This is a genomic window from Gilliamella sp. X-46 (assembly GCF_057063525.1).
This window is the reverse complement of the sequence record NZ_JBXSQH010000028.1, coordinates 1-12,453: the sequence shown is the minus strand read 5'-3', so window position 1 is coordinate 12,453 and position 12,453 is coordinate 1. Positions and strand designations below refer to the sequence as shown.

The 12,453-nt window shown below is 36.1% G+C and carries 15 protein-coding genes, 1 rRNA gene and 1 pseudogene; 15 read left to right on the top strand and 2 right to left on the bottom strand.

Annotation, left to right across the window (positions count from 1 at the left end; genetic code table 11):
- Positions 1-2: 2 nt before the first annotated feature.
- The 10 genes and pseudogenes from rrf to cobB all read left to right on the top strand — a co-directional run bounded on the left by rrf (position 3) and on the right by cobB (position 7,073).
- A 5S ribosomal RNA gene (rrf, locus tag ACYIAJ_RS11190) occupies positions 3-118 on the top strand.
- A gap of 90 nt (positions 119-208) precedes the next feature.
- Complete coding sequence (locus ACYIAJ_RS11185; protein ID WP_483560784.1) at positions 209-772, top strand: pseudouridine synthase; 564 nt, start codon at positions 209-211, stop codon at positions 770-772.
- 143 nt (positions 773-915) lie between these two features.
- Positions 916-1,833: pseudogene (gene ftsY / locus ACYIAJ_RS11180) on the top strand (signal recognition particle-docking protein FtsY); the annotation flags it as partial.
- A 15-nt stretch (positions 1,834-1,848) separates the two neighbouring features.
- On the top strand, positions 1,849-2,508 hold the full coding sequence (ftsE, locus tag ACYIAJ_RS11175) for a cell division ATP-binding protein FtsE (protein WP_483560783.1): 660 nt from the start codon (positions 1,849-1,851) through the stop codon (positions 2,506-2,508).
- A complete protein-coding gene (gene ftsX, locus ACYIAJ_RS11170; RefSeq protein ID WP_483560782.1) occupies positions 2,508-3,479 on the top strand; it encodes a permease-like cell division protein FtsX in 972 nt (323 codons plus the stop codon). The genes ftsE and ftsX overlap by 1 nt, the downstream gene beginning before the upstream one ends.
- 201 nt (positions 3,480-3,680) lie before the next feature.
- Positions 3,681-4,541 carry an RNA polymerase sigma factor RpoH gene (gene rpoH / locus ACYIAJ_RS11165; RefSeq protein ID WP_091350919.1) on the top strand — a complete coding sequence of 287 codons (861 nt, stop codon included), beginning with the start codon at positions 3,681-3,683 and terminating at the stop codon, positions 4,539-4,541.
- A gap of 171 nt (positions 4,542-4,712) precedes the next feature.
- A complete protein-coding gene (locus ACYIAJ_RS11160) occupies positions 4,713-5,291 on the top strand; it encodes a DUF2975 domain-containing protein (RefSeq protein ID WP_483560781.1) in 579 nt (192 codons plus the stop codon).
- A 12-nt stretch (positions 5,292-5,303) separates the two neighbouring features.
- On the top strand, positions 5,304-5,513 hold the full coding sequence (locus ACYIAJ_RS11155) for a helix-turn-helix domain-containing protein (protein WP_483560780.1): 210 nt from the start codon (positions 5,304-5,306) through the stop codon (positions 5,511-5,513).
- Between the two features lie 4 nt (positions 5,514-5,517).
- Positions 5,518-6,333 carry a hypothetical protein gene (locus tag ACYIAJ_RS11150; RefSeq protein ID WP_483560779.1) on the top strand — a complete coding sequence of 272 codons (816 nt, stop codon included), beginning with the start codon at positions 5,518-5,520 and terminating at the stop codon, positions 6,331-6,333.
- A gap of 56 nt (positions 6,334-6,389) precedes the next feature.
- The gene (cobB, locus tag ACYIAJ_RS11145; RefSeq protein WP_483560778.1) at positions 6,390-7,073 is read left to right on the top strand and encodes a Sir2 family NAD+-dependent deacetylase; all 684 of its coding nucleotides are present in this window, start codon (positions 6,390-6,392) and stop codon (positions 7,071-7,073) included.
- A gap of 3 nt (positions 7,074-7,076) precedes the next feature.
- On the opposite strand, the gene mtgA is transcribed toward cobB, so the two are convergent.
- Together mtgA and mobB are read right to left on the bottom strand one after the other, a co-directional pair.
- Positions 7,077-7,769: a monofunctional biosynthetic peptidoglycan transglycosylase gene (mtgA, locus tag ACYIAJ_RS11140; RefSeq protein ID WP_483560777.1), complete on the bottom strand. Its 693-nt coding sequence runs from the start codon at positions 7,767-7,769 to the stop codon at positions 7,077-7,079.
- 50 nt (positions 7,770-7,819) lie between these two features.
- Positions 7,820-8,314, bottom strand: coding sequence for a molybdopterin-guanine dinucleotide biosynthesis protein B (gene mobB / locus ACYIAJ_RS11135; protein ID WP_483560776.1), 495 nt, complete (start codon positions 8,312-8,314; stop codon positions 7,820-7,822).
- 327 nt (positions 8,315-8,641) lie between these two features.
- Between mobB and ACYIAJ_RS11130 the strand changes: the two genes are divergently transcribed.
- The 5 genes from ACYIAJ_RS11130 to ACYIAJ_RS11110 form a co-directional block, all read left to right on the top strand.
- The gene (locus tag ACYIAJ_RS11130) at positions 8,642-9,247 is read left to right on the top strand and encodes a hypothetical protein (RefSeq protein WP_483560775.1); all 606 of its coding nucleotides are present in this window, start codon (positions 8,642-8,644) and stop codon (positions 9,245-9,247) included.
- 101 nt (positions 9,248-9,348) lie between these two features.
- Positions 9,349-10,272 (top strand): hypothetical protein, encoded by a 924-nt coding sequence (locus tag ACYIAJ_RS11125; RefSeq protein WP_483560774.1) that lies wholly within the window; start codon positions 9,349-9,351, stop codon positions 10,270-10,272.
- Between the two features lie 1,164 nt (positions 10,273-11,436).
- Positions 11,437-11,751: a helix-turn-helix domain-containing protein gene (locus ACYIAJ_RS11120; protein ID WP_483564827.1), complete on the top strand. Its 315-nt coding sequence runs from the start codon at positions 11,437-11,439 to the stop codon at positions 11,749-11,751.
- 18 nt (positions 11,752-11,769) lie between these two features.
- Complete coding sequence (locus ACYIAJ_RS11115; protein ID WP_483564826.1) at positions 11,770-11,958, top strand: hypothetical protein; 189 nt, start codon at positions 11,770-11,772, stop codon at positions 11,956-11,958.
- Positions 11,931-12,453: IS3 family transposase (locus ACYIAJ_RS11110; protein ID WP_483564828.1), on the top strand; the 523-nt coding region annotated here is incomplete at its 3' end. The genes ACYIAJ_RS11115 and ACYIAJ_RS11110, both read left to right, overlap by 28 nt.

The window sequence follows — 12,453 nt, the reverse complement described above, 5'->3', positions numbered from 1 at the left end:
TGTCTGGCGGTAATAGCGCGGTGGTCCCACCTGACCCCATGCCGAACTCAGAAGTGAAACGCCGTAGTGCCGATGGTAGTGTGGGTATTACCCATGTGAGAGTAGGGTGCCGCCAGACTTTTAAATTAGAGAGAGCCCAGCAGTCATGCTGGGCTTTTTTGCTTTTGCTGTTTTATTTTATTAATATAAATGGTAAAAAATGTCAGAAATGAACACTTTAATAGCCTTTAATAAACCGTTTAATGTGACGACTCAATTTTCGCCACATGAAAAATATCAGACGTTAAAAGAGTTTATAAATTTACCTAATTTCTACCCTGCTGGGCGGTTAGATACCGATAGTGAAGGGTTATTATTGTTAACTAGTGATGGTAAATTACAATCTAAAATTAGTTCACCAAAGTTTAAATTGCCAAAAACTTATTGGGTACAAGTTGAAGGTCTTATTAATCAACAGGCTATAGATAAGCTAAGAACTGGTGTGCAATTAAAAGAATTTTACACACAGCCAGCCACAGTAACCTTTCTTGATGAACCATTGCAGCTATGGAAAAGAGATCCTCCTATTAGAGAACGCAAAACAATACCTACTTCATGGATAAGTATGACAATCTCAGAAGGAAAAAATCGACAAGTCAGAAGGATGTGTGCTGCGGTCGGATTTCCCTGTTTACGCCTAGTGCGTGTGCAGATTGGAAAATATAATCTATTTACTCACCAATTACCATTAAGTGAATGGCGATTTATCACAACTCGAGATCTTTATTTGTAATCAGCGTTATTTATTGGTGATGGATCACAAAATATTGCTTTTACAATCTTTTTAAAAGATCGAATGGATTGGGCTTTATTCTAAAATAAGATACAATGATCTTTAAATGATCGTGGGATAAATTATTTATGATTGAACAAAAAAAAGAAGGGTTTTTCTCCCGTTTAAAAAAAGGTCTTTTTAAGACTAAGCAGAATATTGGATCTGGTTTTTTAAGTCTATTTAAAGGAAAAAAGATCGACGATGCTTTATTTGAAGAGCTAGAAGAACAGTTACTTATTGCTGATGTGGGCTTTGATACAACACAAAAAATTATAGACAACTTAACAAAGCAAGCATCAAGAAAAGAATTAAAAGATGCAGATGCTTTGCATGAGCTGTTAAAACAAGAAATGAAATCTATTTTAGATGGAGTTGATAAACCTCTTGATACTAATAGCCATAATCCATTTGTTATCTTAATGGTTGGTGTTAACGGTGTAGGTAAAACCACGACAATTGGTAAATTAGCCCGTCAATTTCAGCAACAAGGTAAATCAGTTATGCTGGCTGCTGGCGATACATTTCGTGCTGCTGCTGTTGAACAATTGCAAGTTTGGGGGGAACGTAATCATATCCCCGTTATTGCACAGCATACCAATGCAGATTCGGCATCTGTTATTTTTGATGCAATACAAGCAGCAAAAGCAAAGAAAATCGATGTATTGATTGCTGATACTGCTGGTCGATTACAAAACAAATCTCATTTAATGGATGAGTTAAAAAAAATAGTACGAGTGATTAAAAAGCAAGATGAAACAGCGCCTCATGAAATTATGTTAACGATTGATGCAGGTACTGGCCAAAATGCTATTAGCCAAACAAAATTATTTAATGAAGCAGTCGGTGTAACAGGAATGACATTGACTAAATTAGATGGTACAGCAAAAGGTGGTATTATCTTTAGTATTGCAGATCAGTTTAATATCCCTATCCGTTATATTGGTGTGGGTGAAAAAATTGAAGATTTAAGACCTTTTGTTGCAGATGATTTTATCAATGCCTTGTTTGATGAAACATAAGAATAGAGAGAAATCATGATTCAATTTGAGCGTGTAAGTAAAGTTTATTCTGGTGGTAAATCGGCATTACAAAATATAAGCTTTACCCTGTTGTCTGGAGAAATGGCATTTTTAACAGGACATTCTGGCGCAGGTAAGAGTACGCTGATGCGATTAATTTGTGGATTAGAAAAAGCTAATGATGGCAAAGTATTACTAAATGGTATTGATGTTTCTAGTTTAAGGCGACAAGATATGCCTTTTTTGCGTCGCACAATTGGCATGATTTTTCAAGATCATCAATTACTGATGGATCATACCGTCTATGATAATGTAGCTATTCCATTAATTATTTTAGGTAAACCGGCGGAGGAAATTAAAAGGCGCGTGTCTGCCTCTTTAGATAAAGTTGGATTACTAAATAAAATGAAATTTTATCCAATACAGTTATCCGGCGGTGAACAGCAGCGAGTGGGGATAGCTCGAGCAATTGTTAATCGTCCAACTGTCCTGCTTGCTGATGAACCGACTGGTAATTTAGATGATAAACTGTCTAAGGATATTTTAAAACTTTTTGAAGAATTTAACCAAGCAGGCGTAACAGTCTTGATGGCAACCCATAATATGGGGCTTATTCGTCGCAAGCATCATCGAATACTGCATTTAAATCAAGGGTTTTTAGAGGTTAAAAATTAATGAGTTACGCTAATATTAAACCGACTAAATTAAAGAAAAAAGACAGCAATAGTTTTTTTTCACGTTGGAAAAGACAAATTGGCTATGCTTGGCGTAATACTTTTAATGATTTTTCTCAGCATATTTTTGCCTCATTATTGACCGTTTTTGTTATTGCTATCTCAATTACTCTACCTACTATTAGTTATCTACTTTGGAAAAATGCTAATCAAACAGCTCAACAATGGTATCCAACGCCAAATTTAACGGTTTATATTAATAAAGAATTAACACCTGAACAAACAACTGAATTGATCGCTAAACTTAAGTCTTATTCGGAAGTTGAACAAGTGAATTATCTTTCTCGAGAAAAGACAATTGAAGAATTTAAAACATGGTCAGGATTTAGTAGTGCATTGGATTTATTAGATGAAAATCCATTACCCGCTGTCGCAATAATTGTACCGAAAGAAGAAGCAAAAAAAACAGCCATATTGCATCAGTTACAAGCTCAATTACTTAATCTTGATGGCATAGATGATATAAAATTAGATGATAGCTGGTTTACCCGATTAACTGCGTTAACGAATATGGTCAAATCTGTTGTATGGATTATTTCGATATTTATGATTATTGCTGTATCACTTGTAATAGGTAATAGTATTCGCTTAACTATTTTTGCTAGAAAACAAACTATAGTTGTTATGCAATTAATTGGTGCAACAGAAGGTTTTATTTTACGTCCTTTTTTATATAGCGGTATTTTTATTGGTTTTGTTAGCTCTGTTGTTTCGTTGGTATTATCGGAAATATTTATCTTTCAAATAGAATCAATTATATTGAATGTTTCTGATGCTTTTGGAACAATTATTCATATTGAAGGCTTACTATGGGATGAAAGCTTATTAATTATACTTATTACTATCATTATTGGATGGCTTTCATCGTTAGTTGCGACTAAAAAATATTTAAAAATGACACAAATTACCTAGCTATTTTGACGTAACTAATTAAAATGTATATTAGTTTTGGTAAGTATTGAGCCTAGCAAGATCTTTTAGTAATTTTAAATAAAAAATATGAACTAATTTACAACTTGAAGGTCTAATTAATAAGTGAACGTTAGTTTAACGTTTTTAATTGTTGCATTTTATCTATGTAGCAACAACTAGTTAATTTAAAGGGGGAGTTAAATGAGTACTGATATAAAAATGCAAGTAGGTGCTTTAATTCCACAAGGTAATATTGAATCGTACATTCGCGCAGTTAATACCTATCCGATGCTAACAGCAGAAGAAGAAAAATCATTAGGTGAAAAACTTTATTATCATGACGATGTTGATGCAGCAAGACAATTGATATTATCTCATTTGCGTTTTGTTGCGCACATTGCTCGTGGGTATTCAGGTTATGGTTTACCACAAGCTGATTTAATTCAAGAAGGTAATATTGGTTTAATGAAAGCTGTGCGTCGTTTTAATCCAGAAATGGGTGTGCGTCTAGTCTCATTTGCTGTGCACTGGATAAAAGCCGAAATTCATGAATACGTATTAAAAAATTGGCGTATTGTTAAAGTGGCCACGACTAAGGCACAAAGAAAATTATTTTTTAACCTAAGAAAGACCAAACAACGTTTAGGTTGGTTTAATAATGCTGAAGTTGATATGGTGGCTGATGAGTTAGGTGTCAGCCGTAAAGATGTACTTGAAATGGAATCACGCATGTCAGCACAAGATATGTCATTTGATATAGATAGTGATGACGATGATAATTCAATTGTTGCGCCAGCACTTTACTTAGAAGATAGCAATTCTGATTTTTCAAAATCAATTGAAAATGACAATTGGGAAAATGATGCAACAGATAAGTTACATGATGCATTATTAAAATTGGATGAACGTAGCCAAGATATCATCAAAGCGCGTTGGTTAGACTCGGATGATAGTAAGTCTACATTACAAGTTTTAGCTGATAAATATAGTGTTTCAGCTGAACGTATTCGCCAACTCGAAAAAAATGCAATGAAAAAATTACGAGTTGCTATTGAAGCATAGTTGATTTGTTATTGTTAACTTCTTAGGCCTTACTGATAAAAAAGTAAGGTTTTTTTTTGTACTCCAACCTAATAAAACAATAAAAAATTATCGTTTTGTTTTAATTTTTTATTGTTTTATGCTTTATTTATGTTATATTGTGTACAGTTTTATAAAAGAAAGGATATAAAGATGAACACAGATATGACTAAAACACATTCTCGATTGAATCAATATTGTCGCTTCATGGCATTATTAACATTAATTCCTATTCTAATTATGTTAATTAGCTCAATATGCCCATTCTTGTATTATTTTTTTGATATGCAAAATATTGGGCTTGAATTTGGAGGGTTTTCTTTTATCCAAAGTGGGATTGATAATGTTGATCCTAAATCGTTATCTGGATGGCAAGCGACTATCGCAACGTTAATTGATACTTCATTAATACTTATTTTAGCTTATGCGTTTTATCAACTTAGATTATTGTTTATTTATTACAGTCAATCAGAGTATTTTTCGGTAAAATCAGCTAACCGTTGTTACGTATTTGGCAAATTGCTTGTTTTTTGGGTGGTTATAAGTTTTTTATCTGAACCTTTATTAACAATGATCTTAACTTATAATCAAGAGTCGTCAGCACGTTACTTTTCTATTTCTTTTTCTAGTGATGATATTATAACGCTATTTCCTGCCATGAGTATTATGCTTATAGGTCAAATACTAAAAAAGGCTTGCCAACTAGCTGAAGAAAATAAACAATTTATTTAAAAGGAGCCACATGTGCCAATTATAATAAATTTAGACGTAATGCTAGCAAAACGTAAAATAAAATCCAAAGACTTAGCGGTGGCGATAGGTATTACAGAACAAAATTTATCATTACTTAAGCAAGGCAAAGTAAAAGGATTTAGACTTGCAACGCTCGAGGCAATCTGCAAACATCTAGATTGCCAACCGGGTGATATATTAGAATATACAGATAAAGAGTAGATTAATGAAGGCAATAAAATCACAGTTATGGTTTGCAACTACTATTTATTTTATACTCTCCTTTCCCTGCTTTGCCGAACCCAAAGTGATCCATGTTTTGGTGGCACTTTGTGATAACAAATATCAAAAGATTGCACCTGTTCCAAAGGCGATAGGTAATGGTCAAGATCCCAAAAACAACCTTTATTGGGGGGCGGCTTATGGTTTTAAAACCTATTTTGCTAAGCAAAAAGAGTGGCAAATTGTACAAATTAATCGACCCAAATCAGGAATAATATTAGAAGAAATTATTTATAAACACCAAGACAAAGATGTCTATCTAATTGCACAGGCGTATAATGGCAAATATATTAACGATACTGTTGATGATTTTATTGACTACTCAGCAGGCAAAAAGGTAAAAGCGTTTAAATTAAGCGATAAAACGATCATGGCAGGTGGCAGTGCTAATCTGGTTGTCTATATTGGCCACGATTCATTAATGGAATGGTCATGGAAGAAGTATCTGCCTGATAGCTGGCGCTGGGATACATTATCAAAAGAACAACAAGAAAAACAAAAATCACGTTATGCAGCGGTATTTGCTTGCAAAAGCCAACAATATTTTACACCACCACTATCGCGCCTAGGTATTACGCCGCTCATTTTAACTTTGCATCGTATGGCGCCAGAAGCTTATAGTGTACATGCAATGATTAACAGTTGGTTAAATGGCGAATCCAAGGCTGATATTCGATTAAAAGTGGCAAGTGCTTACAGTCAATATCAAAAACTCAGCAAGCCCGCTTTGCATATTTTTACTACCGAATACAGCCAATAACTGGTTAATATTTTACTTTCAATAACCTTAGTTAAATTATAAAGGTGCAATGCATTATGACGATACCTAAAATAGTTATTCTAACCGGGGCTGGTATTTCGGCCGAATCGGGTTTATCAACGTTTCGAGCCCAAAATGGATTATGGGAAGGTTATGATGTTAATGATGTAGCAACTTACGAAGGTTATATGCGCAACCCAACAGCGGTACATGATTTTTATAATATGTTGCGCCGTAAATTACAAAAACCAAACGTAAAGCCTAATGCTGCCCACTTTGCGCTAGCTGAGTTAGAACAGAAATTAGGCACTGATAACGTCTTAATTGTGACACAAAATGTGGATAACTTACATGAACAAGCTGGATCTAAAAATATAATACACATGCATGGTGAGTTATTAAAAGTGCGTAATGAAAAAACAGGACAGATAATTGATTGCTTTAACGATGTGAATTATCAACAAAACAAATTAATTCGTCCACATATAGTTTGGTTTGGTGAAATTCCCCTACAAATGGAACAAATTTATGATGCACTTTCGCAAGCAGATTACTTTATATCCATTGGCACATCAGGCAATGTCTATCCTGCTGCTGGTTTTGTACAAATAGCTAATCAAGCTGGTGCTAAATCGATTGAACTTAATTTAGAGCCAAGTCTAGGTGAAAGTCTATTTCAAACCAAAATTTACGGGCCAGCAAGTAAAGTGGTACCTAAATTTATAGCGACACTGATCTAGCTATCATTTGAGCTTATCTAAATAATACTTACCACCCAAATTATTCATTTGAGTACGAATCCATTCTGCTTTTCTTTGAATATTACTATTGGGGTTAACAGGACTCCATTTTCTTGGATTAGGTAAAATAGCAGCCAGTAAACTTGCTTGAGTAGGAGTTAATTGGCTAGCACTAACGTTAAAATAGTGGCGTGAAGCCGCTTCAACACCAAAAACGCCCTCATCCCATTCAACGCTATTTAAGTAAATTTCAAGTATGCGCTGTTTAGACCAAGTAAGCTCGATCCAAAGCGTAAACCACGACTCAAACCCTTTACGAACCCAACTGCGCGATGGCCATAAAAAAATATTTTTGGCGACTTGCTGCGTAATGGTACTGGCGCCACGAATTTTTTTATTATTTTGATTATATTGTAAAGCCAGATTAATCGCCTTAAAATCAAATCCCCAATGATTAGAAAAGTTTTGATCTTCGGCGGCAATAACTGCTATTTTAATATTATTAGAGATCTGATCCCAATCTTTCCATGTGCGTTGTTGAGTAATATTCCAATGAGTGATTTTTCTTTCTACCATCAACATAGAACCAAAAGGATCGACCCAACGCATTAATAAAACAAGCAAAACGGACAATAGCACAAATCCAATTATCACTTTTTTAGTTATGTTTAAAAATTTTTTGAATAAAGGCTTCATGCTGATTCAGGTAAAGTAACGTAAAAAATTAGCAAATAAGATACGATATATTAACGTTTTAATAAATAACTTTTTATAAACTCAACAATCTGAATTGGCTGATTAATATCAAATCTTGGCACATTCGTATCTAAAGGCTCATCACTAGCAATAGCCAAAGTAAAATCATCGATGAAAAACTGTTTTTGAACATGGCTTCGATGACAAATAATTTTAGGGATTTGCTCATCTTTAAATCCCTCAACTAAGATAACATCAACATCAGAAAATTGATTAACTAAAGTCTGCAAATCAGCAGGTTTGTTAGGGGTTTCGCAAATAAAAGCATAACGATTATCACATGCGGCAATTGTTTGTAACGATCCTGCTTTACGTAATTTGTAGCTATCTTTTCCTGGAGTATCAAATTCAATATCGTGATGTGCATGTTTTAAAGTTGCTACCTTAAAACCTTGCTCAACAAGTAACGGAATAACCTTTTCCAACAAGGTTGTTTTACCGCTACCGCTGTAACCACAAATTGCGAGCGTTTTTTTTATATTCATTGTTTCGTGATTCAAAAATGGTTATATTCAACTTAAACCTAATATACACTATTTTCTATGTTGAAAAAGGAGAGATCATCTTTAGCAAAAATCAGTCAGAAAAGATATTGATTTTATTGATGTTTTTGTTTTGCTGTTTTTAATCCGAACAACTGCCAAAAACGTTTCCAAGACATTATTCTATTAACAAAACCTTACAAAAATAAACAAAAATAAGCTGTTCTTTATTTTGTGGCAGAATACAATCTTTCATCCAGATAAAAGTCCTAATCATTGAGTAACAATCTTGAAATTCCCATAAAAAATTTATTTAAAAGGTAGGTTGTTATGTATTGTAATTATTTGATGTATCTTTTGGGGTATCAAAGTTACTACAGTCATCAAGATTCCTCAGGAGCTTTATTTTTATCATCGAAGTTATCGAGCTTATTGAACTCGTCGAGTTTATCGGTAAGGCTATTGCCGATTTCCAAATGGTTATCTAAATTCTCGTTATTATCAAAATCCACGTTGTTCTTTGCGCCACTACTCTTATTGTCGTATGCGCAGTGTTCTATGGCATTGACGGCAAATACATCAAAGGAAATAGAAGGTAGTGCACCGTATTTAACGTTCGACGGTGGTCGGACAAAGGTAACAGATGTAGACAGTTTGTTGTCTATTTGGTTGCAGGATGGTCGGGTAATCACGCCGTCGACAAATACATCAAGTGCGACAAATCCGATAAGTTTGCCGTATGTGGGGAGTAACTTAGATCATATAGCAATGGTCGTTCCGTCGTCACAGAGTTCAATTAGTATGAATGATTTGGTTGTTCAGAGTAATTGGGGAGATGATGATGGAGATGAGCCGGCTGTAAATGGTGTATCGGGGAGTATATCGGTATCGTTTACGGACAAAAAGGCAATAGAGTTAATCGTAGTGATGCATTAAGTATATGTAATGCTCCTTATAAGGTAAGATTAAGTAGTACAGGGGGATATTTACAGACCCGGTACGGAGTTCCTAATAGGACTAGTTTCAGTGGAGCTACGGTGGATTATTATATTAATCCGTATGACAGTGGTTCTGGTGTTTGTTACTTTGTGAGTCACGCAAGGCCGAATTTGTTATTGGGTGGTACTACTGGCATCAATTATATCGACGACCCTCGCTTTGCCGGCCCATCTAACATATGGAGTCCTACAAAGGGTTTTTTAACTCAGTCAAATGATTCATCATCTTACGACCGAAACTTTCCGACAACGGGTGCTGATGGGGTGTATTTTGACTTAGAGATGCCTGCTGGAGTGGATGAAAGTCAGTTGACGTGGTCTCCGGTCACGCGTGGTGGAATAACGGCTACGGTGACAAGTGTAGCAGCTAATGAATATTGGATTCCTAGTGCTGATAGGGGAAAAGTTGTCGCACGTGTTAAGTTAAGCGGTCCTAAGGCGGATAACACTCAAATATTGTCAGATAATCCTAGTCCGCTTACTCCGTTGCCATCTTTGCCGCAGACCTTTGAGTTGGTGGGTAGGGATGGTCGTGGTAATGAAGTGAGGTATGGATTTGTGTTAAAGCAGTGGTTCGTCAATCGGAGTAATAAATTTGATACTCAGTCTAACCAATCCACTTGGTGTAGTCGTTTGGGTTATCGTCTTGCTGGGGTTAGGGATTTAACTAACGCGAAGTGTTGGGGTACAGATCAAACTTGGTTCCCCTGTATAAATGGCATAGATGGCGCCTTGCCTCATTCATCTGGTGATTATTACATGCGTCACATAGGTGCTGGGTTTTTCACGGAGTGGGGCTCCATGCTCAACTACGCTGATGCGGGCTTCGTCAGCTACAGCCACTGGACAAGCGACGTAACAGGTAGCAATGGCTTCGTTGTCGGCTCGTACTACGGCAACGTTGACCGCGGCAACGCCGACAGCGGCGACTACAACCTTCCTGCTATTTGCACCACACCTTAGCTTTTATTTCTTAGTCCTTAATCCTTAATCCTTGGGCCGCGGGGGCGATTATGGTGCTTGAGAGGACAATCTAACAAAGAATAACGCCCCCCCGCCGATGCTGAAAGCGTGATTGGCAATCCTAGTGATTACACTGTGGCGGTTTAAATTCGTGGTCTATTTATAGTACGGCAAGGTTTCGGACGTTTTGACCTTGGGTGGACAAAACAGCCACAGTGACCACGTCCGAGCAAAGGGAATTAGAGCGAATTCCCTTTGCAATCCCACGCTTTGGCTGCAGAATGTGGCCTGCGGCTACCCTCCGCCGCCACTCGGTCTTAACGCACCGTTTGTGGACGCGTTCCCGACGCACCACAAACTCGCCAAACATCCTTGTTTGGCGTGCTAACCTCACTCTGTTGTCGGCACATTCTGACGCCGGAATAAGACAGACAACATAATCTTAGGTGCTTTTTGGTGAATTGTTTTTTGTAAAAAACAATGCAATTACATCCAAAAAGTGGTCAGGAAAGGTATTGATTTTATTGAAGTTTTTATTTTTGTATTTTCAAGGAAAATCAACCGCTTACATAACCTAAGCAAAGCGCCGACATACAACAAATCAACAAAACCACGAATAGCGCCCTAATAACAGCAAGTTAACCGCTCCAAACCCTTTTTTAACGATAATTTAAAATTAAATAAAATCAATATGTTAATAGGTTGTTCAAAAAAAGGGTTTTCAAAGATGAAATTGTTGTTTATCTTTATATAGCAAGATTTATCAAATCTTGAGCTCTACCTTAACGCCGTGTAGGTGGTTTAGAAATGCACGGTTTTAGCTGTTCTCAATGCCCGCTTCCTTAACGCCGTGTAGGCGTTTAATTCAAATAAAATCAATCATATAATTATAAAAACATAATATTTTCCAAATAAGGATGGTTATGTTGTTTGTCTTATTCGGGCGTCAGAATGTGCCGACAACAGAGCGAGGTTAGCACGCCAAACAAGGATGTTTGGCGAGTTTGTGGGCGCGGGAGCGCGTCCACAAACGGTGCGTCAAGACCGAGCGACGGCGGAGGGGAGCCGCAGGCCACATTCTGCAGCCAAAGCGCGGGTTGTTAGGGAATTCTGAACTGCCCCCCAAAAGTTGGATTGTTTAAATCTACTTTTGGGAACAAAATTATGGCCAAAAAATATCCATTCGATTTTAAAAAACAAGTCATTGAACATTATTTTAAGAGTAATGATGATTATGGTTTAACCGCTTGGCACTTTCAAGTGCCTGTCGGTACAGTGGAGTCGTGGGTAAAGTTATATAAAAGAAAAGGCATTGAAGGACTAAAACCCGTCACAAAACCAAGGTATTTTTCTCCAGATTTTAAATACAAAGTGGTCAGGTATTTTATAGACAATCATCTTTCACAAAATCAAGCTGCTTTGGCGTTTGATATACACTTTGGATATGTAGGCCACTGGTTTAAAATATACCAAAAATAGGGCAAAGCAGGTTTTTCAATGACACCGAATCCACCACAGGGAAAAGCAGATAAAAAAATGGCTCAAAAAGTTAAAAAAAATAGTGAAAAAACAAAAGAAGAATTGCTCGAAATGGTCAGTGACCTTGAAGTGGAGGTGGCTTATCTAAAAAAGTTGGATGCCTTACTTCGACAAAAGAGATTAGAAAAAAAGAAAAGTATCAAATAGTTGATGAATTAAGGAAAAAATACCCCTTAAATAAATTGCTTAGCGCATCAGGTTTGTCGCGAAGTACTTTTTACTATCACGATTCGGCTAAATCTAAAATTGATAAAAATAGTGAATTAAAAGCGCTTATTATCAAGATTTATGAAGATAACTTTAGTCGCTATGGTTATCGACGAATTACGGCTGAATTACAAAATAAGAATGTCATTGTGAATCATAAAAAGGTGCTACGTTTAATGAAAGAAATGAGCTTAAAATCCTTGATAAGAGGAAAGAAATATCGTTCTTATAAATGTCGTCTTAGTGCTGTGCCCAATCTATTAAACCGTGATTTTAAGGCGACTAAACCTGGTCAGAAATGGGTAACGGATGCAACTGAGTTTAAAGTGGGAAGTAAAAAACTGTATTTATCACCTATATTAGATTTATACAATCGGGAAATTGTGGCTTATAACTTCAGTGAACGCCCTTGTTATGAATTGGTTGGTGATATGT